Raw genomic sequence first — 24,121 nt, forward strand, 5'->3', positions numbered from 1 at the left:
CGTCCGGCATGTGCGGCATCACCAGGTACAGCACGGCCACGGCGATGCCGTTGTTCACCATGTGCAGCAGCACCGCGTAGGCGAAGGAGCGGCCCATGAGGATGTAGGAGACCGTGATGGCGACGGCCAGCGTCAGGTACGGGACCGTCTCCACCAGGTCGAACTGCCCGCCGGTGCCGGCGAAGTGCAGCAGGACGAAGGTGACGATCGAGATCGCGGCGCAGATCCACACGTTCAGGTAGCGGGAGAGCTTGCCGATCAGCAGGTGCCGGAACAGGTACTCCTCCACCAGCGGCGCCATCACCACGGTCATCAGCACCATGGGCAGCGGCGGGGCAGCGGTGGACATCTGCTCCAGGGACGCCTGGTTCGCCGACTGCGCGGCCCGGCCGATCAGGCTCAGCAGCAGCACGTTCACGATGATGCAGGCGAGCCACGTGGCCGGCAGCAGCGCCAGCTTCCACCAGGTGCCGTGCCGGAAGACGCCCAGCGAGCGGACGAACGGGCGCCAGGCCACCACGGCCACGATCGCGGTGATGATCACGTAGCTGACGAGGTTCATGGTGAACATGTCCAGCACGGAGAACTCGCCGTCCACCGGGTCCACCCAGCCCAGGGCCATGGCCAGCAGGCCGCCGGCGCCCAGCAGCATCAGGGCCACGTAGGCGACCACCACGAGGGCGTCGCCCCAGTGGAACCTCCCCGGGGCCCAGCGGGCCGGGTCCATGCGCTGTGCGGCAGGCTTCTGCGGCCACCCCTGCGGAGGCCACCCTGCGGGGGTGTTCGTCATGGCGGCAACGCTACCAACCGTCGAGGGGTCGCCGCCCTGGCTGCTTAGCCTGTGCCTGGAGCCACCGCCCAGAGCCACCGCCCGGCCGCGCAATGATGCCGGTCACAGTGCGTCGTCACCGTTTGCCGCGGTCGCGCGGACTTGACTACCTTCTCCGGCATGGCCTTGTTCTCACAGCCGGTCTTCCTGAACCTCCCCACCACCGACACCGAGCGCATCCGCGAGTTCTGGACCGCCCTCGGCGCGGACATCCTGGAGGACTTCTCGGACGACGACACGGTGTGCGTCGAGCTCACCGACTCCACGTACGTCATGTACATGACGCCCGGCTCCTACACGGACTACATCGGCGAGCGGGAGATCGCGGACTGCATCACCACGAACTCCTCCCTGATGTCCCTGATCGCCGGGGACCACGCCGCCGTGGACAACCTCGCGGACCGTGCCCTCGAGCTGGGCGCCTCCGAGGTCGCACTGCCGGAGGACATGGTCGAGGACATGACCGAGACGGGCATGCACTCGCGCGAGATCGTCGACCCGGACGGCCACCAGTGGGAGTTCGTCACCGCCTGAGTCCGGCTTCCCGACGACGGCCCCGTCCGTCCGCCTGACCGGTCGCTTCCTCGTGGGGTGCCCTGGCAGGCGCCGTCTCAGACACCCTCTGGGGTAGTGCCTGCGGCCTCGTCCTGGAGCTGGCGACGCGGGCTCTCAGCCTCCTTGCTGAGCGTGGTGCCGACGCTCGCGGAGATCACCAGGACCATCGCCATCACCGCCCAGACGCCCACGGCCTGGCCGAGGACGAGGAACCCGACCGCCGTGGCGATGGCCGGCTCCACCGAGACGAGCACGCCGAACACCGCGCTGCGCAGCCGCTTCAGGGCGTGGAACTCCAGCAGATAGGGCAGCAGGGAGGCGAACAGGCCGGTGCCGAGCGCCCCGAGGACGTGCCCCGGCGTGATCTGTGTGGCGCGTGCGAGCTCCGGCAGGCCCACGGGCAGGACCATGCAGGTGGCCACGGCCATGGCCGCCGCCAGTCCCCCGGTGCCGGGCACGAGCCGGCCGACGCGTTGGCCCGCCACGATGTTCAGGCCCCAGGAGAACGCCGCCACCAGCACGAGCCACACGCCGGTCAGGTCCAGCGGGCCGGTGTCTCCGGCGGGGCGGAGGACGAGGTTCTGCACCAGGAACAGGACGATCCCGGCGAAGGCCAGCACCACCCAGAGCACATCGCGCAGGCGTCGGCTCAGGGCGGCTGCCACGACGAGCGGGCCGAGGAACTCGATGGTCACGGCGATGCCCAGCGGGATGCGGTCGATGGCCGCGTAGAAGAAGCCGTTCATGCCGGCGAAGGCGGCGCCCAGGAGCAGGACGGCGCCCCACTGGGCTCTGGTCCAGGTCCGCAGCGGAGGGCGCACGAGGGCCAGCAGGACGAGCGCGGCCACGCCCACGCGCAGCACGGTGGTGCCCCACGGGCCGAAGGTCGGGAACAGGCCGACGGCCAGGGACGCGCCGAGCTGCAGGGAAAGGCAGGCGCTGAGCACCATGAGCACGCCGACCGCCGTGCGCCCGGGGCGGATGCGGCGGAGTCGTCGGGGGCGCTGGGACACCGGAGGCAGGCCGGGCGCGGCGGCGGGCAGCCCGTCGGCGGTGCCGGGGGCTCCGGGCTCGGGCACGAGCGGGATCGGTGCGGTGTGCGGACTCATCGGATCATTGTGGGCATCCGCGGGTCTCCACGCGAACCTGTGCGCCGGGCCGTCTCACCCCCGCTGCGCCGAACTGTCCCACCCCCGCTGCGCCGAACCAGAAGAATCGGCCCCTTCACTGGCGCGTGAAGGGGCCGAAGTCTCTGGCTCGGCGCCCCGGGGGTGCGGGCCCGTCAGCTCGGCGGCATCGCGGCGCCCGGGCCGGCGGCCTGCGTACCAACGCCCGGGCCGGCGGCCATCGCACCGGCCTCGTCCTCGGCCTCGCCCACGGCGGCGCCCTGGAACTGGCTGCGGTACAGCCGCGCGTAGGCCCCGCCGGCGGCGAGCAGCTGCTCGTGCGAACCCTGCTCCACGATGTCGCCGTGCTCCATCACCAGGATCACGTCCGCGTCGCGGATGGTGCTGAGCCGGTGCGCGATCACGAAGGACGTCCGGTTCGAGCGCAGCGCCGCCATGGCCTCCTGGACGAGCACCTCGGTGCGGGTGTCCACGGAGGAGGTCGCCTCGTCCAGGATCAGCAGGTCCGGCTGGGCCAGGAACGCACGGGCGATGGTGATCAGCTGGCGTTCGCCGGCGGACACGTTGGCCGCGTCCTGCTCGATCACCGTGTCATACCCGTCCGGCAGCGTGTGCACGAAGCGGTCCACATAGGTGGCCTTCGCTGCCTCGAGCACCTCGTCGTCCGTGGCGTCGAGGCGGCCGTAGCGGATGTTCTCGCGGATGGTGCCGCCGAACAGCACGGCGTCCTGGAGCACCATGCCGGTGCGGGCGCGCAGCTGCCGGCGCGGCATGCGCGCGATGTCCTGCCCGTCCAGCAGGATGCGTCCGCCGTCCACGTCGTAGAACCGCATGAGCAGGTTCACCAGGGTGGTCTTGCCGGCGCCGGTCGGGCCGACGATCGCGACGGTCTGCCCCGGCTCGGCCACCAGGTTCAGGTCCCGGATCAGCGGCTTCTGGGGCGTGTAGGAGAACGCGACGTGCTCGAACTCCACGCGCCCACGCACCCCCTCCCCGCTTTCGTTCGGGAAACCGTCGCGTTCCAGGCCGCTTTCGTTCGGGAAACCGTCGCGTTCCAGGCCGCTGTCGTTCGTCGGACGGTCACCTCCCGCCTGTATCTCCACCGGCTTCCCGACGACGGCACCCGCCTCTCCCCGTCCGCCTGCCTGATCGGAAGGGTCGGCGTGGAGGGCGTCCTCGGTCTCCTCCGGCTCGTCCAGGAGCTCGAAGATGCGTTCGGCGGAGGCGACGCCGGAGATGAGCATGTTGGCCATGCCGGCGACCTGTCCGAGGGGCTGGTTGAACTCACGGGAGTACTGGATGAAGGCGGTCACGGCGCCGAGGGTCATCTGGCCGTTGGCCACGCGCAGACCGCCGACCACGGCGATGCCCACATAGCCGAGCCAGTTCACCCACTGCATGATCGGCATGATCATGCCGGAGAAGAACTGGGCCTTGAACGAGGCCTGGTACATGGCCTCGTTGCGTTCGTCGAAGCGGTCGGCCATGTCCTCCTGCCGGCCGAACACGGTGACGAGCTCGTGGCCGGTGAAAGACTCCTCGATGTGCCCGTTGAGGCGGCCGGTCTCCCGCCATTGGGCGGTGAACAGCTGCTGAGAGCGCTTGCCGATCACGCCGACCACCACGCCGGCCACCGGCAGGGCGATCAGGGCGATCAGGGCCAGCTGCCAGGACAGCCAGAACATCATGCCGACGATGCCGATGACGGTCAGCACGGACAGGAACAGGCTGGAGAACGCCTGCTGCATGGCCTGCTGCACGTTGTCCACGTCGTTGGTGGTGCGGGAGATCAGGTCGCCGCGCTGGCGGGTGTCGAAGTGGGACAGCGGCAGGCGGTTGAGCTTGGCCTCGATGTCCTGGCGCAGGCGGTAGACGATCCGCATCACCAGGTCGTTGAGCACCCGGCCCTGCAGCCACATGAAGGTCTGCGCCACCACGTACATGCCCAGCACGATGAGGATCAGCCGCCCCAGGTGATCGAAGTCGATGCCCTGGCCGGGGACGAAGTCCATGCCGGAGAGCATCTCCGCGGCCTGGTCCTGCCCCTGGGCGCGCATCCCGGCGATGACCTGCTCACGGCTGGTCCCCGCCGGCATCTGCCCGGAGATCAGGCCGCCGAAGATCGCGTCCATGGCCTTGCCGAGCACGTGCGGGGCCCAGACGTTGAGCACCACGGCCACCAGGACCATGCCGAACACCAGGACCAGGCCGAGGCGCTCGGTGCGGAACAGCCCCAGCAGCCGCTTGGCCGAGGGCCAGAACGCCTTCGCCCTCCGGGGCGGGCCGCCGTGGTCGCCACCGGCGCCGGACTCCTGGAGGCCGACGATCTCCTCGTCGGTCAGCTCCGCGGTCGCCTTCTTCTCGCTCATGCCAGCTCCTCCTCACGGACCTGGGAGTCCACGATCTCGCGGTAGGTCTCGTTCCCGGCCAGCAGCTCCACATGGGTGCCGCGGCCGACGATCCGCCCCTCTTCCAACACGAGGATCTGGTCCGCCCCCGTGATGGTGGCCACGCGCTGGGCCACCACCACACGCGTGGTGCCCCCGAACCGCTCCTCCAGCGCCGCCCGGAGGCGGGCATCGGTGGTGACGTCCAGCGCGGAGAAGGAGTCGTCGAACAGGTGGATCCGCGGCTCGGCCACGAGCGCACGGGCGATCGAGAGGCGCTGACGCTGACCGCCGGAGACGTCCGTGCCGCCCTGGGAGACGTTCGAGTCCAGGCCGGTGACCGTCGTCGTGCCCTCGCCGGTGGTGCGGGCGCGGACGAAGTCCGCGGCCTGGGCGGTCTCGAGGGCTGCCCAGATCTGCTCGTCGGTGGCGTCAGGGGCACCGAAGCGCATGTTCTCGGCGACCGTGCCGGAGAACAGGTACGGCTTCTGGGGGACGTAGCCGAGGGCCGCGGTCAGCTCGGTGCGGGACAGGTCGGTGACGGGGACGCCGTCGATCAGGACCTGGCCGGAGGTGACGTCGTACAGGCGCGGGACCAGGCCCAGCAGCGTGGACTTGCCGGCACCGGTGGAGCCGACGATCGCGGTGGTGGTGCCCGGCTCCACGGTGAAGGAGACGCCGTCCAGCACCGGGGCGTCGGCACCCGGATACGCGAAGGTGACGTCCCGGAACTCCAGACGGCCGAGGCGCTCGGCCGGAGTCACCGGGGAGGCGGGCTCGTGGAGGGTCGGCTCGGTGTCCAGGACCTCCCCGATGCGGCGGGCGGAGATCACCGCGCGCGGCAGCATCATCAGCATGAAGGTGCCCATCATGACGGACATCAGGATCTGCAGCAGGTACTGCATGAACGCCGTCAGGGAGCCGACCTCGATCTGCCCGGCGTCCACGCGACCGGCGCCGAACCACAGCACGGCGGCGGTCGCCAGGTGCAGGACCATGGTGATCACCGGACCCAGCAGGACGAACAGGCGGCCGATGGCCACAGAGGTGGCGGTGATGTCCGCGTTGGCCTCTGTGAAGCGGGCCGCCTCGTGCTCCTCGCGCACGAACGCACGGACCACGCGGATGCCCACGATCTGCTCGCGCAGGGTGGTGTTGATGGTGTCGATGTTGGTCTGCATCCGCTGGAACAGCGGCATCAGGCGGGAGGCGATCAGGCCGACGATCAGGATGAGCACCGGCACGGACACCCAGACCAGCCAGGACAGGCCGACGTCCTCGCGGATCGCCATGATGATGCCGCCGATCGCCATGATCGGGGCGGTCACCATGAAGTTGAACGCCATCAGCGTGAGCATCTGGACCTGGTTGACGTCATTGGTGCCGCGGGTGATCAGCGTGCCGGCGCCGAACCGGCCCATCTCCTCTGCGGAGAAGCGGTCCACGCGGGTGTAGACGGCGCGGCGCAGGTCCCGGCCGAAGCCCATGGCGACCTTCGCCCCGAAGTACACGGCGGAGACGGCCGCGACCACCTGCACCGCGGCCACGGCGAGCATGACCCCGCCGAGCTGCCAGATCCGGCCGGTGTCCCCCTGGGCCACACCCTCGTCGATGATCCGGGCGTTCAGGCTCGGCAGGTACAGCGTGGCCAGCGTGCTGACCAGCTGCAGGACGAGCACCGCCAGCACCATGCCCAGGGCGGGCGTGAGGTACCGGCGCATCAGGGTCCAGAGCATGGTGGTCCTTCGGTGTGCGGGGCGGATGGGGATGTGCGGGCGGCTGGCGGGCAGGGGCGCGGGCGCCTCACCCGCAGGATCGACGGTTCGTCACCGGATCGCAGAGATTCTCCGCGATCCGGTGACGAACCATCGATTATCAGGCACGGTACTCGTCACGAAGCCGCCCGCAGCGCCTCCGCGCCCCCGCCGCAGGCACACTGACTCCATGGATGCCGCCGCACAGAACACCGCCTCCCCCGTCCCGGGCACCAGCGCCTCGGGCGCACCCGCCCCGTCCTTCACGACGACTGCCGCTCCCCTCCCGCACGACGCCCACCGCCGCCACGAGGTCACCCTCCGCTTCCTCGCCGCACCGACGGACAGGGGTCACAGCGGCACGGTGGACGCCGGACGCGTGCTGGAGTGGGTGGACAAGGCGGCCTTCGCCGCGGCGACGGCCTGGGCGGGCACCTACTGCGTGACCGCCTATGTGGGCAACATCCACTTCCGCCAGCCCGTGCAGGTGGGCCAGATGGTCGAGGTGACCGGCACGGTGCTCTACACCGGGTCCACGTCCATGCACATCAACACCGTGGTCCGCGCCGGCGACCCGAAGACCGGCGAGCTGACCGAGGCCGCGCGCTGCCTGGTGGTGTTCGTGGCGGTGCAGGACGGCAGGCCGACGCGCGTCCCGGAGTTCGTTCCGCAGTCCCTGGAGCAGGAGCTGGCCCGCGACTACGCGATCTCCCGCATCGAGGTCCGCAACGCTGTCACCGAGGCGATGAAGGGCCAGCCGTACACGGACGCCGGCACCGCCGAGCGCGTGACCCTGCGCTTCCTCGCCGCCCCCACGGACGTGAACTGGGGCGGCAAGGTGCACGGCGGCATCGTGATGGAGTGGATCGACACCGCCGCCTACCTGTGCGCCTCCCGCTACTGCGGCAAGGACACCGTGGCGGTGTTCTCCGGCGGCATCCGCTTCTACCGTCCGCTGCACATCGGGGACCTCGTGGAGGTCGAGGCACGGCTGATCTACACCGGCAGCAAGGGCATGCACGTGGCCGTCCACGTCCGTTCCGGCGACCCCAAGGGCGACGAGCTCGCGCTCACCACCTACTGCCTGACGGTGATGGTGACCCGCAACGAGGCCGGCGACGCCGTTCCCGTCCCCGCCTGGGTGCCCGTCTCAGAGGAGGACAAGGCCCTCTGGCAGCACGCCCGCGACCTGCTCGAGATCCGCGCGAAGGCTCAGGGCAACCGCCTGCCGAACCACCTGATCGAGCAGCAGGACTGAGAGTCCGACCCCGCGAGCCAGAGGAATCGGCCCCTTCCACGTACTCGGAAGGGGCCGATTCCTCTGGTTCGGCGTCGGGCCCGGTCCCCTTCGGGGCTTCCCGACGACGGCCGGCTCAGCCCGCCGGCCGCGCCACCTCAGCCGTTCTGCCGCGTCACCGACCGAAGAGCCTCGCGAAGAAGCCCTTCTGCTCGCCGCCGGCTGCGCGGGCGGCCTCGACCTCGGCGGACGAGTGCTTGCCGTCGCACCACTGCCCGGCGGGGACGGTGCGTTTGACGGAGTCGATGTGCTGGCCGCAGCCGGCCCAGGTGGTCTTGCCGCAGACCTTGCAGTTCACAGGACGGCACATGGTGGGGGTTCCTTCCGATCAGGAGGCGGTGGCGGCCGGCCGGCCGCCGTGTGAGGTGTTCGGTGGGCGGCGTTGTGGGGGCGCCGCCCGCGTGGCGCCGCAGGGGTCCGGCGGCACCGTGGGCTCGGTCAGGAGAGGGTGAGGAAGAGCTTCTCGAGCTCCTCGACGGTGAGCTTCTCCTCCTTCTCGGCCCTCTCCGGATCGGCGATGCAGTGCTGCATGGCCGAGGAGACGATCGCGAAGCCGGCCCGGTCCAACGCGGTGGAGACGGCGGCGAGCTGGGTGACCACGTCACGGCAGCTGCCCTCGCCCTCGACCTCGCGGATGACGGCGTCGAGCTGCCCGCGGGCGCGCTTGAGGCGGTTGAGGATCTTGCGCTGGGTGGCGTCGTCGGCGGCGCGCATGGCGGCTCCTTGGGTATGTGCGAGATGCGTGCGGGGGCGGAGGAGACTGATCGGATACCCGGCAGGGTATAACGACGACGGCCGGACGGTCAGCCGAGAAGGGTCAGGCCCTCCTGGACCAGGACGAAGGCGCCCATGGCCAGGACGAACCAGCCGAAGCCCTTCTTCAGGGCGGCCTGCGGGACGCGGTGGGTCAGCGGCGCGCCGACCAGCGCGCCGACCACGGCGGCGGCAGTCACCGGCAGCACCCAGGACCAGTCCATGGTGGTGCCGGTCAGGTGCCCGCCGAGTCCGGCGACGGAGTTCATGGCGATCACCATGACGGAGGTGGCCACGGCCTGCCCCATGGGCAGCTTGGCCAGCAGCACGAGGGCGGGGACCACCATGAAGCCGCCCCCGGCGCCGACCGTGCCCACGGCCAGGCCGATGCCGAGCCCTTGCAGCAGGGACTTCCACAGCGGCGTGGGCGGGGTGGCGGGGTCGGCAGGCCTCCGGCCGCGGATCATGCCGATCGCGGAGGCGAGCATCATCACGGCGAACAGGACCATCAGCAGGGCCCCGGGCAGCTGCGCGCCCAGCAGTCCGCCGAGGAGGGCGCCCACCATCGAGGTCACCCCGAAGACGAGCCCGACCCGCCACTGCACTGCCCCGCGCCGGGCGTGCGGCACCAGGGCCACGGCCGAGGTCACGGCCACCACGAACAGGGAGCCGGCGATCGCCTGCTCCGGCGGCAGCCCGGCCACGTAGGCCAGCAGCGGCACCGTGAGGATGGAGCCTCCGCCGCCGAGCAGCCCCACGAAGAGGCCGACGACCACGGCGAGGATCAGCACGAGCCACAGCACGGCCGCGGCCTCCTTCCTCCCGGGCTCCGGTCTCCGGCCGACGGCCGGCGTCCACGGCGGGGCCCTCCCCCGCCTCCTCCATGATCATCACCTCGGTCAGCCCTCATCCAAAGCCTGCCACGCGGCATAGCTGCCCTCGAGCTCGACCACGTCGAACCCGTCACGGCGCAGGGCCTGGGCGGCCACCACGTTGCGCAGGCCGGACTGGCAGAAGGTCACCAGTCGCCGGCCCTTCGGCAGCCGGTCCTGGTGGAACAGGACCTTGCCGGCGTTCAGCTGCATGGCGTCGGCCACGGTGCCCGCGGAGGACTCGGTCCTGTTGCGCACGTCCACGAGCACGGCGTCCGCCCCCGACTCCGGCCCGCCGACCTGTCCCGCCTCGATCTGCGTCCTCAGCTCGGCGGCGGTCACGGTCGGCACCGGCTCGAGCTCGAGCCCGCCCAGCGACGTCACGAACGCCGCCGCGGCGTCCACGCCCACGCGGATCATGTGGTCGCGCATGCCCTCCGCGTCCTCACGGTCCGCGGCGAGCAGCACGATGTCCGCGTCGTCGTCCTCCGGGTCGTAGGCCCAGCCGGCGTGGGTGGCGATCTTGCCGCGGGACGGGAGGGCCAGCGCGCCCGGCACGGTGCCGGCGAGGATCTCGGCCACGCCGCGGGTGTCCGCGAACACCACCCCGGACGCCAGCGCCTCCTCCACGCCCTCGGCGTCCAGTTCCTCGAGCTCCTTCAGCTCGCCGAGGATGGCCGGGCCGAGCCGGTTCTGGCGCTTCATGCGGGCGAAGTAGGCGTGGGCGTCCGGCTGGCCGTCCAGCAGCTCGTCGATGAAGCCCCGCTCGTCGCCCTCGGCCAGGTACCCGGCCCACCAGGCGTTCCTGCGCTCGTAGCCGACCGTGGTGGACGGCAGCGCGCCGAGGGCCTTGCCGCAGGCGGAGCCGGCGCCGTGGGCCGGGAACACCTGGACGTGATCCGGGAGGGTCAGGAACTTCTCCTGCAGGGAGCGGAACAGCTGCTCGGCGCCCTCGAAGCGGGTGTCCACGCCACCGGCGGCCTCGTCCAGCAGGTCCGGGCGGCCGAGGTCGCCGGCGAACACGAAGTCGCCGGTGAGCATGTAGCCGGGCTCGTCGGCGAAGGCGCCGTCGGTGACCAGGAAGGACAGGTGCTCCGGGGTGTGGCCCGGGGTGTGCACGGCCTGGACGGTGATGTTGCCGAGCGTCACGGTGTCCCCGTCGCGCAGCAGGTTCCCCTCGAAGCCGTAGGTCCAGTCCTCGCCGCCCTCGCCGGAGAGGTGGATCTGGGCGCCGGTGGCGTGGGCCAGCTCCCGGGTGCCGGAGAGGTAGTCGGCGTGGATGTGGGTCTCGGTCACGTGGGTGATCCGCATGCCGTGCCGGGCGGCGAGGTCCAGGTAGACCTGCACGTCCCGGCGGGGGTCGACGACGATCGCCTCCCCCTTCGCCTGGCAGCCGATCACGTAGCTCGCCTGGGCGAGGTCCTCGTCGTAGATGCGCTCGAGCAGCATGGCTTCCCCTTTCCGTGGGGTGGTCTCTGGCCGCCGTCTGCGGTCTGGACTGTTCCCCGAGGCTTCCCGACGACGGCTCCTCGCCTTTTCGCCGATACCCCCTTGGGTATGTGGTCGCCACACTACACCCATACCCCCTGGGGTATACAAGAGGCGGTGTCGGAGTTCACGCCGAAGGCGACGAGAGGCCCCGAGGAGCGACCCCAGACGCGACGACGGCCGCCCACCGGAAGGTGAGCGGCCGTCGTCGGGAAGCAGCGCGGGCGGGATCAGCCGCCGGAGCCGAGCGAGATCTCGCGGCCCACGGTCATGGACGCGCCGGTGTTGAGGTTCTGGCAGGTCACGTCCGAGGCGCCTGCGGTGCAGAGGAACTCGTTGAGGCGGGCGGACTGGCCCGGCACGAGGGTATGGGTGTCCAGGCCTTCCGCGCCGCCCATGTAGCCGGACGGCGTGAACAGGGCGGCCGGGCCGCTGTTGAGGACGCGGGCGCGCATGAACTCGCCCTCCGGGGAGGTCTCGCACTCCACGTAGAACTTGTACATGTCGCACAGGACGCCGTCCTGCGTCTCGAAGTACAGGTAGTCGTTGCCGTCGGCCGTGGACGCCTGGATGGTCGGCTCAGAGGTCGTCGGCGGCTCCGGCTCCGCGGCCGGTGCCGTGGTCGGGGCGGGAGCCGACGTGGTCGGGGCGGGAGCCGACGTGGTCGGGTCAGGCGCGGGCTTCGTCGAGGGGGCGGGAGCCTGGGTCGTCGGGGCGGGCTTCGTCGACGGCGCGGGCTTCGTCGTCGGGGCGGGCGCCTTCGAGGTCGGCGCAGGCGCCTGCGTGGTCGGCTCCGGTGCCTGGGTCGAGGGAGCGGGTGCCGCAGAGGACGACGGGGCCGGGGCGGCCGTCGGTGCGGAGGAGGACTGCGGGGCGGCCGTGGACGACGGCGCCGCGGAGGACTCGGCGGCGGACGGCGAGCCGGACTCGGTCTCCTCCGCGGTGGACGACTCCGACTCGGACGGGCTCGGGGAGGACTCCTCGGACGCCGACTCGCTCGGCGTGCCCTCGGTGGACTCGCTCGGCGTCGACCCGGTGGACTCGGACGCCGACGGACTCGAGGAGGCGGACGGGGACGTGGTCTCGGACGGGGTCTGCTCGGCCGCACCGCAGCCGGTGAGCAGCAGTGCGGCGGCGAGGACAGTGCCGCTGGACACGGAGCCGATGGTCGCAGAACGCAGGGTCATGGGGTCCTCACATGGGTCGGGGAAGACGGAACCGGACGAAGGAGCTGGACGGAGCTGGACGAGGCGGGCGGAGCCGGCGGCGCGGGCGGAGCGGGCGGCAGAACGCAGGGACCGAGTTCAGGGCCCGATCAGCACTGTACGCGGTGGACGCCGGATGCGCCGATGATGCGCAGACGGTGGACAGGACGGCACCGTGCCGACGCACCCATGGCCCTGACCCGCCCGCCGCCGCAGCCCGCCAAGCCGCAGCCCGCCGCCGCAGCCCGCCGGGCCGCAGCATGCGGGCCGCAGCCTGCCGAGCCGCAACCCGCCAAGCCCACCTGCGGCGGTCAGAGCAGCGGCCGCAGCGGGGCGATGAGCGCCTCGACGACCTGGGCTCCCTTGTGGCGCTCGCGCCAGCGGTGCGGGTCCACGACCTCGCAGTGCTGACGGTCCGACTCGAAGATCTCCTCCATGCGGGCGGCGAAGTCCTTGTCCACCACCTCGAGGTTGGTCTCGTAGTTGTACCCCAGGGACAGGCGGTCGATGTTCGCGGTGCCCACCGTGGACCACTGGCCGTCGATCGTCGCGGTCTTCGCGTGGATCATGCCCGCCTTGTAGAGCAGGATCGTGATGCCGGCCTCGAGCATCTCCGCGGTGAACCCGCGCGAGGCCCAGTCCGCCACGATGTGGTTGGAGTCCATCGGCACCATCACCTGCACGTCCGCCCCGCGCTGGGCCGCCGCCTTCAGTGCGGTGAGGACCTGCTGGTCCGGGATGAAGTAGGGAGTGGAGATGCGGATGCGGCTCGTCGCCCGCTCGATGGCGTTCAGGTAGGTGCCGCGGATCGGATAGACCAGCTGGACGGGCAGATTCGAGGCGACGGTGACGCGCTGGTCCCAGGAGCCCGGCGCGAACCACTCCATCTGATCGTCCTCGCCGTGCGCGGCGTTCCACACCGTGGCGATCGAGTGGTCCAGGCCCCAGACGGCGGGACCGACCTCCTTCACGTGGGTGTCTCGCCAGAGGTGGGCGTAGTCGTCTCCGATGTTGAAGCCGCCGATGTAGCCGACTCGCCCGTCGATCACGAGGATCTTCGAGTGGTTGAACCCGGTGTGCCGGACGACGCCACGCCAGTACGGGCGCGTGAACGCCGGCATCCGGAAGACGCGCACGTCCTCGTGGAACTGCTGGTAGAAGGAATGCGGCACCACCAGGTTGGCGAAGCCGTCGTAGATGACCCAGACGTCCACGCCCCGCTCGGCGGCCCGGTTGCAGGCCTCGAGGAACCGCTGGCCGGTCCGGTCTCCCTTCCAGATGAAGGTCTCGAGCTTGACCGAGCGCTCGGCGGCGTCGATCTCCCGGATCATGTCGTCGTAGAGGTCCTCGCCGGAGGTGAAGATCGTCAGCTCCGAGTCGCCGACCGTGGCCGAGAAGGTGCCGGGCCGTTCGGCGGGGCGGGCCTTCCTTCCCGAGCGCTTGACCATGTCCACGGCTGTGAGGCCCGCGGCCACGGCGGTGGGGACCACCGTCACCGCGGCGAGCGCCCCGAGGGCGGCCTTTCGCAGGACCGGACGCAGCCTTTCCGCAGAGCCGAGGACGTCGAGGGGAGAGAGACGAGCCATGGTCCGAGTCTAGTGAGCCGCTTCCCCGCCTCGGCGGCGACATCGCGCAGAGCTGACTGGGGGTATCCGTGCCGGTCAGGCCTCGCGCTGCTGGCCGGAGGTCCAGGTGGCACCGGCCTCGGAGCGGAGCCGCACGAGCTCCACGGCGGCCGCCTCGAGGGAGGCGGACCACTCGGACTCGGGCTCCCACTGGCGGACCGGCTGGGCGCGGCCGTCGCCGGGGACCACCATGACGGCCAACGAGTGGGCCACGATCTTGGGGTCCCGCTCATGGCGTCGGGCCGCGTAGACGCGCAGCGCCACATGCATGGCGCGCGGGGAGGTGTGCACCAGCAGGGCGTCCACGGTGACCACGTTGCCGACCTCGATGTTCTCCAGGAACCGCACGCCGCCGGCGAAGGCGGCCACCACGTTCTCGGACCCGGACCAGCGGGCGGCGCAGATGGCTGCGGCCTCGTCGATCCAGCGCATGATCGCAGAGGCCCGGATGGTGGAGCCGATGGTGGTCTCGTCGGCCCCGGCGATGAAGCAGAGCTTCACGAGCTCGTCGTTCGGGCCGGCCTCCTCCGGGAACGGCAGGGCGTTCATGCCCTGCTCGATGGTGGTGCGCAGGACCTTGGCACTGTTCGCCTGCTCGTCCCGCATCCGCTGCGCCTCGGTCTCCGGGATCCAGGCGGGGGCGTCCACCAGGTGCCCGCCCTCTTCGGCCGCGTAGACCAGGAGGCACTCGGTGCAGACCATCGGTCCGCCGTCCGCGCCGGGCAGGCTGGGCATGATCAGCCGCGCCTGGACGTGGACGTACGGTCCCTCCGTGTGGACCACGCGGGCCTGGACGACGGCGCGGGTGTCCACGGGCACCGGGTTCTCGAACTGCATGTTGCCCACGTAGGAGGCGCGGACATAGGTGCCGGCCCAGCTCGCGGCGACCGCGTAGCCGGCCTTGTCGATCCACGTGATGACGGTGCCGGCGCCCACCGTGCCCGACGGGTGGGTGTACCCCTCCGCTGTGAACTCGAGGGAGAGGGCACCGCGCACTTGCATGCCTGGAAATCTATCACCCCGGCGGCTGAAGCTGTGCTGTACATCACCTTGCCTCAGCGGAGGCGGCTTCCCGACGACGACGGCCCCCCCTGCGGCGTCCGGCGCGCCTCGGACACGGGTCGGGTTCGCGGCGCATCCGCGCCACAATGGTGGGCATGACCACCCCCGGAGAGCACCCCAAGTCCCCGATGGAGCCCGTGAACCTTCCGCCCGTCAAGGACACCCCGCTGCGCCGCCTGCAGGCACGCGTGGACGAGGCCGTGGAGGCCCACGGCCCCGGTCCGGTGTCCGCCGCCGCCGTCCGCATGCTCGCCGGTCGCACGACGGTCGAGGACGTGACCTCCGGCCTGGTGGGGACCCTCACCGGGGACGGCGAACACTTCAGCACCGAGGCCACCGGCGCCCTGGTGCTCACCGGCGTGTGGCACCGCACGGCCCTGGCCGCCGTGCGCGAGGCCCTCGGCCACGAGGACGCCGAGGTCCGCGCGGCGGCGCTCACGGTGCTGGGTGTGCGTGCCGAGGAGCTGCGCGCGGACCACGCCGTGGACCGTGCGCTGGTGGGCGAGGTCCATGACCGCTGTGGGGATGCCTCCCCGGAGGTCCGCGCCGCCGCCGCGACGGCCCTGGGCGAGCTGGCCGAGGGCCGGGACCTGGAGCTGGTGGTGCCGACGCTCACCACCCTGGTGATGGACGTGGACCCGGAGCTGGCGAACGCCGGCGAGCTGGCCCTCACCCGGGTGGCCGACCGCCTGGACCGCCCGGACCTGCGCGCCTCCACCGACTACTGAGGCCACCCGTCCGATGCAGTGCCCCCACTTCGACGCCGGCCGATGCCGCTCGTGCGCCCTGATGGGCGTGCCCTACGCGGAGCAGCTGACCCGCGCCGACGCCGAGGTCCGCGGCCAGCTGTCAGCGCACCTGAGGCAGGCCGAGACGGTCGGCGGCGACGCCCTGCCGGAGACCCGCTGGGAGGCCCCGTTCGCCTCGGCGGAGTCCGGCTTCCGCAACAAGGCCAAGCTCGTGGTGACCGGGACCGCCGCCGCCCCGAGGCTCGGCATCCTGGACCCGAACCAGCACCCGAAGCACCACGACGGCACCGGTCACGACCTGCGCGACTGCGGCCTCTACGCACCGGGCATGCAGACCGTGTTCGACGCCGTGGCGCGCTCCATCTCCCGGGCCGGCCTGACGCCCTATCACGTGGGCGCCCGCACCGGGGAGCTGAAGAACGTGATCGTCACCCTCTCCCCGGACGCCGAGTGCATGGTCCGCTTCGTCCTGCGCTCCACCGCCGAGCTGGATGCCCTCCGCGCCGAGGTGCCCACGCTGCGGGGCGAGCTGGCCGCCGCAGGCGTGCCGGCCGTCGTCGTGACGGCGAACCTGCTGCCGGCGCACGTGGCGCTGCCCGAGGGCGAGCAGGAGATCCCCCTCGCCGGAGACCGGACGCTGACCATGCGCCTCAACGGGATCGGCCTGCGCCTGCGCCCGCAGGGGTTCTTCCAGACGAACACCGCCGTGGCCTCCGCGCTCTACGCCGACGCCGCGCAGTGGGTGGACGAGGCCTCCTCCGGCGAGCACGGCGTGGCGGTGCGCCGGGTGTGGGACCTGTACTGCGGCGTGGGCGGGTTCGCGTTCCATCTGGCGGGCGAGGACCGCGAGGTGTGGGGCCAGGAGGTCTCCGCCGAGGCGGTCGCCGCCGCGCAGGCGACGGCCGCGGCCCTCGGCCTGGCCCACCGCGTGACGTTCGACGTCGGCGACGCCACCGCAGCACTTTCGTTCGGGAAACCGTCGAGTCCGGACACGCTTTCGTTCGGGAAAGAGTCGGATTCTGGAGCACTTTCGTTCGGGAAAGAGTCGAGTCCGGACACGCTTTCGCGCACGACGCCGCAGACGGCCCCGGACGAAGCCCCCGACCCCCGCCGAGGCGACGGGCACGCGCAGGCGCCGGACGTCGTCGTGGTCAACCCGCCGCGACGCGGGATCGGCGCGGAGCTGTCCGTGGCGCTCGAGGCCTCAGGCGTCCGGCTGGTGCTCTACTCCAGCTGCAACGCGAAGACCCTCGCGCAGGACCTGGCGCGGATGCCGTCCTACCGGCTCGAGCGGGCACGGGTGTTCGACATGTTCCCGCAGACCGCGCACGCCGAGACGCTCGTGCTGCTGCGCCGCCGCTGAGCCCGGTCAGGCAGGACCGGTCCCTCCCTGCCGCCGAACCAGAAGAAACGGCTGCTTCAGGGCCTCGCGAAGGGGCCGATTCTTCTGGTTCGGCGTGGGAGCGGGCGCGGGCGCCGGAGCGAGCTCAGCCCGGTTCGGCACGGGCAGGGGCTCAGCCCAGCAGCCGGCCGATCGCCTGCACGGCCGCCGGCCCGGTCGGCTCGCCGTCCACCCACGGCACCTGCACCAGGGGCACGTGGGGCACCTGCCGCACGAGGTCCGCCACATGCCCGGCCTCCGCCCGCGCCCGGGCCGCCAGCACCTCTCCGACATCCTCCGGCGAGCGCCGGTTGACCACCAGCGCGGCCACGGCGATCCGGTCCTCGGCGAGCCGACGGCACAGCTGCACGGTCTCCAGCACGGGCATCCGCTCGGCGGTCAGCACCGGCACGAACGCGCACCGCCGCCCGTCGGTCAGCAGCGCCTCCATGTCCGCGAAGATCCGGCGCCGCTCGGTGAGGACCTCACGGATCCGCAGGTCGCGGCGCTCCTGCGCAGTCCGGGGCCCCTCGAGGCCGCGTCGACCGTCCAGACCGCGCATCGCGTCCGCGAACCGCTCGGTCCTGTCCCGCCGCGCGAGCAGTCCGTCCGCCCAGGCGCCCATGAGCGTGGGCAGCTCGAGCAGGCGCGCGGTGTGCCCGGTGGGCGCCGTGTCGAACACGACCACGTCGAACCGCTCCCGCGCCTCCAGGGCGATCCGGGAGATCCGCTCCAGCAGCGCCGCCTCATGCGTGCCGGGGGACGCCGCGGCCAGCCGGAAGTAGCGGTCGACCTCCCGGTGCAGGTGCTCAGGCATCAGGCCGCGCACCGTGTCCTTCACCGCGTCCAGGTGCCGCGCCGCCACGGCGTCCGGGTCCACCTCCAGCCCGACGACGGCTCCCCCGCCCTCCATGATCAGCAGTTCCGTCTCACTGTCCCCCACCTGGGTGTCCCACAGGTGGCCGAGGTTGTGGGCCGGGTCGGTGGAGACCACCAGCACCCGTCGTCCCGCGGCGGCGAGGGCCGCGGCGGCCGCGGAGGCGACCGTCGTCTTGCCGACGCCTCCCTTGCCGCCGAAGAAGACGACCTCCCGGGAGGCGAGGTGCGCGGACAGGTGGGTGTCCGTCGTCGTGCTTCCCATGCCGGTGCACTCCTTCCCTCCGCCGAGCCAGAAGCTTCGGCTGGTTCACGGCCGCCCGAAGCAGCCGATTCCTCTGGTTCGGCGGATGCCCGGTTCGGCGGATGCCCGGTTCGGCGGACGCTCGGTTCGGCGGATGCTCGGTTCGGCCGCTGGCGCCCGGACCGGTCAGCAGCAGCTCACGGTGTCCAGCGGAGAGCGCTCCATGCCCATCCGCCGGTGCCACTCATGGAAGCGCTCGTAGACCACGGGCAGCAGCTCGACCGTGTAGTAGGCGGCGGGGTTGGGCACGCCGAGGGCGTCCGAGAAGACCATCATCATGAACAGGTCCTCCTCGTCCCTCCTCGCGCTGGCGAAGGTCTGCCGGTACGGACCGGCGTAGAACTCCTCCAGCCCGGCCGCGAGGGCCCTCAGGCGTGCCCCGAACCCCATGCCTGTGCTCCGCCTGCCAGGTCAGTCCCGGCGGGCGCCGGCGGGTTCGAAGGCGTCCTCGGCGTCCACGGCCTCGTCCTCCTCCGGGGTGACCGCCGGGCCCTTGCGGGCGGCGTTCATGGCGCCGAACGCGGTCACCAGCACCCAGAGGGCGCTGACGAGGATGACCACGTCCAGGACCAGCAGCAGCCAGTTCTGCTCGTTCCAGAACTGCACCATCTGCACGAAGAGGGCGTACACGGACACGAACGCCACGAACACCAGCGGGATCAGCACCGGCCACACCGGCCGGCGCAGCCGCAGCAGGATCACGGACACGATGGACAGGGTCAGCGCCGCCATCAGCTGGTTGGTGGTGCCGAACAGCGGCCAGATCACCATGCCGCCGGAGCCGTCCGCACCGGCGCCGAAGGCCAGGCCCATGGTCACGACCATGACGATCAGGGTGGAGGCCAGCGTGCCGAGCTTCACCCCGGCGATCTGGCCGATCTCCGCCACCACGAAGCGCTGCAGGCGGACACCGGTGTCCATGGTGGTCGCGGCGAAGAGGACGGCCATGGTGGCGAGGATCGTGGAGGACAGGCCGGTGGGGATGCCCAGGCCCGTGTTGAGGATCTGGCCGCCGGCGGTCACGAACGCCCCGACGCCGCCCTCGCCGAAGGCCGAGTAGACCTCCTCCCAGTCGGCGAGGGTGCGGAAGCCGGCGGTGACGGCGATGATCGTGCCCAGCGAGAGGAGTCCTTCGCCCACGGCGCCGAAGTAGCCGACGAACCGGGCGTCGGTCTCCTTGTCGATCTGCTTCGAGGAGGTGCCGGAGGAGACGATGCCGTGGAAGCCGGAGATCGCGCCGCACGCGATGGTGACGAACAGCAGCGGCAGGATGCCGGGGGTGCCTTCCGGGACGTTCTCGTTGTAGAACGGGGCGACCACGGTGGGCGAGGAGACGATGATCGCCGCATAGAGGATGCCCAGACCGATGAACAGCTGCAGGCCGTTGATGTAGTCGCGCGGCTGCAGGAGCATCCACACCGGCAGGAGCGAGGCGATGCCGGCGTAGATGAAGAGGACGACGATCCAGAACGCACCCGCGGACAGGCCGAGGATCGTCTCGGGCAGCACGATCGGGAACCGGTCTCCGAGCAGCATGAGGCCGTAGAGGGCGACCACGCCGACCACGGAGACCAGCGGCAGGTTCCACTTGAAGCGGTAGATCGCCTGGCCGATCAGCAGCGCCACCATGATCGCGCCCCAGGTGGGGATCACGGCGGTCGGGGTGGAGACGAGCAGTCCGGAGATCACCACGGCGAACGCGGCGTTCACCATGAGCAGCAGCAGGAAGATCACGACCAGGAACAGGTTGCGGCCGTGCTTGCCGATGTACTTGCCGGAGAGCGTGCCGATCGACTGCGCCTTGTTGCGGCCGGAGGCCCAGAGCGCGCCGAGGTCGTGCATGCCGGCGAAGAAGACCGTGCCGAGGGTGACCCAGAGGAAGGCCGGACCCCATCCCCAGATCACCGCCACCGCCGGTCCGACGATGGGCGCCGCGCCGGCCACGGAGGTGAAGTGGTGCCCCCAGAGGACCAGCTTGTTGGTGGGGACGAAGTCCACGCCGTCCTCATAGCGGTGCGACGGCATGGTGTAGTCCGGGTCGAGCCGGTAGACCTTCTTGGCCAGGAAGCGTGAGTAGAGCAGGTAGCCGGCGACGATCATCGCGATGCCGACCAGGGCCAGGACGAGGGAGTTCATGGCGGGGACTCCTCTTGGTGTGGGGAATGCGGGGACAACGGTGATCGCCACCACAGTACGGGACGACCACCCCCTTCGGGTGACACGTCTCACCGCACCGCGCCGGAAAAGGGGTGACACCGCCCCGTCGCCCCGTTCTACGCTGGTGCGGATGCAGACCGCAGGGCCCGACGACGGCCCCTCCCCTCCGACGTGAAGGCACGCCTGACGCCCATGCAGACCCAGAAGCTCACCCCGGCCCCGATCCAGGACCGCAACGCCCGCCGCCATCGACTGCGCCGCTACCGCGCGGTGATCTTCGACATGGACGGCGTCATCACGGACACCGCCTCGGTCCACGCGAAGGCGTGGAAGGAGCTGTTCGACCAGGCCCTGCCGTCCGTGGGCGCCCTGCCGGAGAACGCGGACGCCGTGGCCGCAGACCCGAGCGCGCTGCGCGAGTTCGACCTCAACGGCGACTACCTGCACCACGTGGACGGCCGCCCCCGCGAGGACGGCGTCCGCTCCTTCTTCGCCTCCCGCGGCCTGACCGTGCCGGAGGCCGACGCCCCGGGCAACGGCCCGGAGGCCGACGCCCCGGACGCCCGCCCGGACCTGACCGTGCAGGCCCTGGCCGAACGCAAGCAGGGCTTCTTCGAGGCCGTGCTGGCCCGGGACGGCGCCCGCGTGTTCCCGGAGGCCGTGGAGCTGCTGGAGAACCTGCACCGCAAGGGTGTGCCGGTGGCGCTGGTGACCTCCTCGAAGAACTCCCGCGCCGTGCTCACCGCCGGCGCGGTGCTGGACCACTTCCCCGTGATCGTGGACGGCCACACCGCCGTGGAGAGGAACCTGCCCGGCAAGCCCCACCCGGCGATGTTCTGGGAGGCCGCCCGCATCCTCGGCGTGGACCCGGCGGACGCCATGGTGCTCGAGGACGCGGTCTCCGGTGTGAAGGCCGCCGCGGACGGCCGCTTCGGCCTGGTGGTCGGTGTGGACCGCGAGCCCGAGCTCGGCAAGGCCCGCCTGAAGGACGCCGGCGCGCACATCGTGGTGGAGGACTTCGGCGCCCTCGAGCTGGAGAAGCGCACCGCGGCCCCGTTCGACGCCGCCTGGGTGCTGCGCTGGGACCACTTCGACGCGGCGTCGGAGGGCACCCGCGAGGTGCTCTGCACCCTGGCCAACGGCTACTGGGGCACCCGCGGCTCCGTCCCGGGGACCCGCATCTCCTCCGTGCACTACCCGGGCTCCTACATGGCCGGCGTGTTCAACCGCCTGACCTCCCAGGTGCAGGGCAAGTCGGTGGACACCGAGCACATGGTGAACATCCAGGACTGGACCCCGCTGGTGGTCACCCCGGAGGGCGGGAAGCCGCTGCTGCCCGGGGACGAGAACATGGTGGACTTCCTCCAGGAGATGGACCTGCGCCGCGGCGTCCTGTCCCGGACCATGGTGTTCGAGGACGAGCAGGGCCGCCGCACCACCGTGCACACCCGCCAGTTCCAGTCCCTGGCCAACCGCCACATCGCCGCCCTCGAGTTCACCGTGACCGCGGAGAACTGGTCCGGCGAGGTGTGTGTCCGCTCGATGATCGACGGCCGCGTGGCCAACCTGAACGTCTCGGACGACCGCACCCTGGCCAACCGCCACCTGCGCCCTGTCCAGGCCCGCGAGGTGGACGGGGAGACCGTGCTGCTGGAGACCCGCACCAGCCAGTCGGACATCCGCATCGCCATGGCCACCCGCACCCGGCAGGTGGCCCCGGTGGGCCACACCCAGCCGATCCGCCGCGCACTGGACGACTGCTCGGACATGGTGGCCGGCCAGGACATCGAGCTGCACGTGGAGCAGGGCGTCCCGCTGGTGTTGGAGAAGGTCGCCTCCGTGGCCAACACCCATGACCACGCGCAGTCCTCCGCCTCCGAGTCCGCGATCAAGACCCTGCAGCGTTCCCCGGGCTTCCGGAACCTGCTGACGGTGCACGAGCAGCGCTGGGGCCAGAACTGGGAGCGCTTCGCGGTGCGCATCGACCTGGCGGAGCAGTACTCCCATCAGCGCCGTTCCACCGCGCAGCTGGCCCCGGGCGAGGATTTCGTGAACCCGGAGTTCTCCGCCGGCGTCTCCCGTTCGGTCGGCTCCGCCGCGCAGATGGGCAAGGACGGCGCCTCCCTGCGCCAGCAGCTGGCCCTGAACCTGCACACCTTCCACGTGCTGCAGTGCGCCTACGGCAAGCGCCGTGACCTGGACGCCACCGTGGGCGCCCGCGGCCTGCACGGCGAGGGCTACCGGGGCCACATCTTCTGGGACGAGATCTACATCTTCCCCATGCTGACGCTGCGCCGCCCGGAGATCACCCGTGGCCTGCTGATGTACCGCTACCGCCGCCTGAACGAGGCCCGTGCCAACGCCCGCGCCGAGGGCTGGGCCGGTGCCATGTACCCGTGGCAGGGCGGCTCGGACGGCCGCGAAGAGACCCCCACCGAGCTGTGGAACCCCCGGTCCCAGATGTGGATGCCGGACAACTCCCACAACCAGCGGCACGTCTCCCTGGACGTGGCCTACTCGGTGCTGAGGTACATCGAGGTCACCCAGGACCAGTCCTTCATCCAGGACTACGCCGCGGAGATGCTGGTGGAGATCTCCCGCTTCTTCACGTCCATGACGCTGAAGAACGAGGAGACCGGCCGCTACGAGATCCACGGCGTGATGGGCCCGGACGAGTTCCACGACGGCTATCCGGAGACCCCCGGGTCCGGCCTGCGCAACAACGCGTACACCAACGTGCTGACCTCCTGGCTCCTGACCCGCACCGCGGAGCTCGTGCGCTGGCTGGACACCCTGGACGAGCCGCTCACCGAGATGATGGAGATCACGGAGGAGGAGATCGAGCACTGGGAGCACATCGCCTCCCGCCTGACCGTCCCGTTCTTCACGGAGGGCGAGGAGGCCGGCATCCCGGCCCAGTTCGAGGGCTACCAGGACCTGCTCGAGTTCGACTGGGACGGCTACCGCGCCAAGTACGGCAACATCGGCCGCATGGACCTGATCCTGCAGGCCGAGGGGGACGCCACCAACCGGTACAAGCTCTCCAAGCAGGCCGACGCCCTCATGCTGACCTACCTGTTCAGCCCCGAGGAGCTGGACGACATCCTCCAGACCATGGGCTACGAGCTGCCGCGGGAGGCCTTCGCCCGAACGGTGGAGTACTACGCGGCCCGTTCCACCCACGGCTCCACGCTGTCCCGCCTGGTGCACGCCTGGGTCACGGCCCGCACGGACCCGGACACCTCCTGGGACCTGTTCACCGAGGCGCTGGAGTCCGACCTCTCGGACACCCAGGGCGGCACCACCCGTGAGGGCATCCACCTGGGGCTGATGGCCGGCACGGTGGACACCGTGATCCGCTGCTACGCGGGCCTGGAGACCCGCGACGAGGTGGTCAAGGTCAACCCGGTGCTGCCGCGTCAGCTGCCGGGCGCCACGTTCACCATCCGCTACCGCGAGCAGCCGATCAAGATCCACATGACCCAGCAGCAGGTCACGGTCACCGCGCAGCAGGGCATGATCCGCCCGGTGGACATGATCGTGGCCGGCGAGGAGCTCACCCTGCAGCCCGGCGGCGAGGTGACCGTCCCGCTCCACGGCTGAGCCGCGCCGCAGACCTGTGAAGGCTCCCGACGCCCCGGTGCGTCGGGAGCCTTCCGGTGGGGGCCGTCGTCGGGAAACCGGTGGTGCTTCCCGACGA

The 24,121-nt window shown here is 71.2% G+C and carries 19 protein-coding genes; 5 read left to right on the plus strand and 14 right to left on the minus strand.

Features of this window, described 5'->3' with window-relative positions; translation table 11 throughout:
* On the minus strand, positions 1-790 hold a 790-nt coding region (locus MLY01S_RS06305; protein ID WP_082739799.1), incomplete at its 3' end, for a CPBP family intramembrane glutamic endopeptidase.
* A gap of 159 nt (positions 791-949) precedes the next feature.
* Between MLY01S_RS06305 and MLY01S_RS06310 the strand changes: the two genes are divergently transcribed.
* Positions 950-1,363 (plus strand): VOC family protein, encoded by a 414-nt coding sequence (locus MLY01S_RS06310; RefSeq protein ID WP_067190374.1) that lies wholly within the window; start codon positions 950-952, stop codon positions 1,361-1,363.
* 77 nt (positions 1,364-1,440) lie between these two features.
* On the opposite strand, the gene MLY01S_RS06315 is transcribed toward MLY01S_RS06310, so the two are convergent.
* From MLY01S_RS06315 to MLY01S_RS06325, 3 genes are all read right to left on the minus strand, one after another.
* Positions 1,441-2,493 (minus strand): EamA family transporter, encoded by a 1,053-nt coding sequence (locus MLY01S_RS06315; RefSeq protein ID WP_082739792.1) that lies wholly within the window; start codon positions 2,491-2,493, stop codon positions 1,441-1,443.
* Positions 2,494-2,666: 173 nt separating this feature from the next.
* A complete protein-coding gene (locus MLY01S_RS06320) occupies positions 2,667-4,880 on the minus strand; it encodes an ABC transporter ATP-binding protein (RefSeq protein WP_067190376.1) in 2,214 nt (737 codons plus the stop codon).
* Entirely contained in the window at positions 4,877-6,634 is a 1,758-nt protein-coding gene (locus MLY01S_RS06325) for an ABC transporter ATP-binding protein (protein WP_067190378.1), read from the minus strand. The genes MLY01S_RS06320 and MLY01S_RS06325 overlap by 4 nt, the downstream gene beginning before the upstream one ends.
* A gap of 208 nt (positions 6,635-6,842) precedes the next feature.
* Here MLY01S_RS06325 and MLY01S_RS06330 point away from each other — a divergent pair, with 208 nt between their 5' ends.
* Positions 6,843-7,910: an acyl-CoA thioesterase gene (locus MLY01S_RS06330; protein ID WP_082739794.1), complete on the plus strand. Its 1,068-nt coding sequence runs from the start codon at positions 6,843-6,845 to the stop codon at positions 7,908-7,910.
* 154 nt (positions 7,911-8,064) lie between these two features.
* Here MLY01S_RS06330 and MLY01S_RS06335 read toward each other — a convergent pair whose 3' ends face one another.
* The 7 genes from MLY01S_RS06335 to MLY01S_RS06370 all read right to left on the minus strand — a co-directional run bounded on the left by MLY01S_RS06335 (position 8,065) and on the right by MLY01S_RS06370 (position 14,894).
* Positions 8,065-8,259, minus strand: a complete 195-nt coding sequence (locus MLY01S_RS06335) for a DUF8730 family Cys-rich protein (RefSeq protein ID WP_067190380.1) — start codon at positions 8,257-8,259, stop codon at positions 8,065-8,067.
* Between the two features lie 128 nt (positions 8,260-8,387).
* The gene (locus MLY01S_RS06340; protein WP_067190382.1) at positions 8,388-8,663 is read right to left on the minus strand and encodes a metal-sensitive transcriptional regulator; all 276 of its coding nucleotides are present in this window, start codon (positions 8,661-8,663) and stop codon (positions 8,388-8,390) included.
* Between the two features lie 89 nt (positions 8,664-8,752).
* Complete coding sequence (locus tag MLY01S_RS06345) at positions 8,753-9,505, minus strand: sulfite exporter TauE/SafE family protein (protein WP_067190384.1); 753 nt, start codon at positions 9,503-9,505, stop codon at positions 8,753-8,755.
* 96 nt (positions 9,506-9,601) lie between these two features.
* Positions 9,602-11,023, minus strand: coding sequence for an MBL fold metallo-hydrolase (locus tag MLY01S_RS06350; protein ID WP_067190386.1), 1,422 nt, complete (start codon positions 11,021-11,023; stop codon positions 9,602-9,604).
* A 269-nt stretch (positions 11,024-11,292) separates the two neighbouring features.
* The gene (locus MLY01S_RS12405; protein ID WP_087134365.1) at positions 11,293-12,249 is read right to left on the minus strand and encodes a hypothetical protein; all 957 of its coding nucleotides are present in this window, start codon (positions 12,247-12,249) and stop codon (positions 11,293-11,295) included.
* A gap of 329 nt (positions 12,250-12,578) precedes the next feature.
* Positions 12,579-13,853, minus strand: coding sequence for a phospholipase D-like domain-containing protein (locus tag MLY01S_RS06365; RefSeq protein WP_067190392.1), 1,275 nt, complete (start codon positions 13,851-13,853; stop codon positions 12,579-12,581).
* A 75-nt stretch (positions 13,854-13,928) separates the two neighbouring features.
* On the minus strand, positions 13,929-14,894 hold the full coding sequence (locus tag MLY01S_RS06370) for an acyl-CoA thioesterase (protein ID WP_067190394.1): 966 nt from the start codon (positions 14,892-14,894) through the stop codon (positions 13,929-13,931).
* A 155-nt stretch (positions 14,895-15,049) separates the two neighbouring features.
* Here MLY01S_RS06370 and MLY01S_RS06375 point away from each other — a divergent pair, with 155 nt between their 5' ends.
* Together MLY01S_RS06375 and MLY01S_RS06380 are read left to right on the plus strand one after the other, a co-directional pair.
* On the plus strand, positions 15,050-15,682 hold the full coding sequence (locus MLY01S_RS06375; protein WP_245232132.1) for a HEAT repeat domain-containing protein: 633 nt from the start codon (positions 15,050-15,052) through the stop codon (positions 15,680-15,682).
* A gap of 13 nt (positions 15,683-15,695) precedes the next feature.
* On the plus strand, positions 15,696-17,066 hold the full coding sequence (locus MLY01S_RS06380) for a class I SAM-dependent methyltransferase (protein ID WP_067190396.1): 1,371 nt from the start codon (positions 15,696-15,698) through the stop codon (positions 17,064-17,066).
* Positions 17,067-17,217: 151 nt separating this feature from the next.
* Here MLY01S_RS06380 and MLY01S_RS06385 read toward each other — a convergent pair whose 3' ends face one another.
* The 3 genes from MLY01S_RS06385 to MLY01S_RS06395 form a co-directional block, all read right to left on the minus strand.
* Positions 17,218-18,225: an ArsA family ATPase gene (locus MLY01S_RS06385; RefSeq protein ID WP_067190398.1), complete on the minus strand. Its 1,008-nt coding sequence runs from the start codon at positions 18,223-18,225 to the stop codon at positions 17,218-17,220.
* Positions 18,226-18,390: 165 nt separating this feature from the next.
* Positions 18,391-18,654 carry a cory-CC-star protein gene (locus MLY01S_RS06390; RefSeq protein ID WP_067190400.1) on the minus strand — a complete coding sequence of 88 codons (264 nt, stop codon included), beginning with the start codon at positions 18,652-18,654 and terminating at the stop codon, positions 18,391-18,393.
* Between the two features lie 21 nt (positions 18,655-18,675).
* Positions 18,676-20,400, minus strand: coding sequence for a carbon starvation CstA family protein (locus MLY01S_RS06395; RefSeq protein ID WP_067190402.1), 1,725 nt, complete (start codon positions 20,398-20,400; stop codon positions 18,676-18,678).
* 213 nt (positions 20,401-20,613) lie between these two features.
* Between MLY01S_RS06395 and MLY01S_RS06400 the strand changes: the two genes are divergently transcribed.
* Entirely contained in the window at positions 20,614-24,024 is a 3,411-nt protein-coding gene (locus MLY01S_RS06400) for a beta-phosphoglucomutase family hydrolase (protein ID WP_067190404.1), read from the plus strand.
* Positions 24,025-24,121: the final 97 nt, after the last annotated feature.

The organism is Micrococcus lylae NBRC 15355, from assembly GCF_001570885.1.
Taxonomy (GTDB): Bacteria; Actinomycetota; Actinomycetes; order Actinomycetales; family Micrococcaceae; genus Micrococcus; species Micrococcus lylae.

Bases quoted from the DNA above. Each gene is read 5' to 3' on its own strand.
- MLY01S_RS06310 (WP_067190374.1), top strand. From the start codon at position 950: ATGGCCTTGTTCTCACAGCCGGTCTTCCTGAACCTCCCCACCACCGAC.
- MLY01S_RS06315 (WP_082739792.1), bottom strand. From the start codon at position 2,493: ATGAGTCCGCACACCGCACCGATCCCGCTCGTGCCCGAGCCCGGAGCC.
- MLY01S_RS06320 (WP_067190376.1), bottom strand. From the start codon at position 4,880: ATGAGCGAGAAGAAGGCGACCGCGGAGCTGACCGACGAGGAGATCGTC.
- MLY01S_RS06325 (WP_067190378.1), bottom strand. From the start codon at position 6,634: ATGCTCTGGACCCTGATGCGCCGGTACCTCACGCCCGCCCTGGGCATG.
- MLY01S_RS06330 (WP_082739794.1), top strand. From the start codon at position 6,843: ATGGATGCCGCCGCACAGAACACCGCCTCCCCCGTCCCGGGCACCAGC.
- MLY01S_RS06335 (WP_067190380.1), bottom strand. From the start codon at position 8,259: ATGTGCCGTCCTGTGAACTGCAAGGTCTGCGGCAAGACCACCTGGGCC.
- MLY01S_RS06340 (WP_067190382.1), bottom strand. From the start codon at position 8,663: ATGCGCGCCGCCGACGACGCCACCCAGCGCAAGATCCTCAACCGCCTC.
- MLY01S_RS06350 (WP_067190386.1), bottom strand. From the start codon at position 11,023: ATGCTGCTCGAGCGCATCTACGACGAGGACCTCGCCCAGGCGAGCTAC.
- MLY01S_RS12405 (WP_087134365.1), bottom strand. From the start codon at position 12,249: ATGACCCTGCGTTCTGCGACCATCGGCTCCGTGTCCAGCGGCACTGTC.
- MLY01S_RS06365 (WP_067190392.1), bottom strand. From the start codon at position 13,853: ATGGCTCGTCTCTCTCCCCTCGACGTCCTCGGCTCTGCGGAAAGGCTG.
- MLY01S_RS06370 (WP_067190394.1), bottom strand. From the start codon at position 14,894: ATGCAAGTGCGCGGTGCCCTCTCCCTCGAGTTCACAGCGGAGGGGTAC.
- MLY01S_RS06375 (WP_245232132.1), top strand. From the start codon at position 15,050: ATGACCACCCCCGGAGAGCACCCCAAGTCCCCGATGGAGCCCGTGAAC.
- MLY01S_RS06380 (WP_067190396.1), top strand. From the start codon at position 15,696: ATGCAGTGCCCCCACTTCGACGCCGGCCGATGCCGCTCGTGCGCCCTG.
- MLY01S_RS06385 (WP_067190398.1), bottom strand. From the start codon at position 18,225: ATGGGAAGCACGACGACGGACACCCACCTGTCCGCGCACCTCGCCTCC.
- MLY01S_RS06390 (WP_067190400.1), bottom strand. From the start codon at position 18,654: ATGGGGTTCGGGGCACGCCTGAGGGCCCTCGCGGCCGGGCTGGAGGAG.
- MLY01S_RS06395 (WP_067190402.1), bottom strand. From the start codon at position 20,400: ATGAACTCCCTCGTCCTGGCCCTGGTCGGCATCGCGATGATCGTCGCC.
- MLY01S_RS06400 (WP_067190404.1), top strand. From the start codon at position 20,614: ATGCAGACCCAGAAGCTCACCCCGGCCCCGATCCAGGACCGCAACGCC.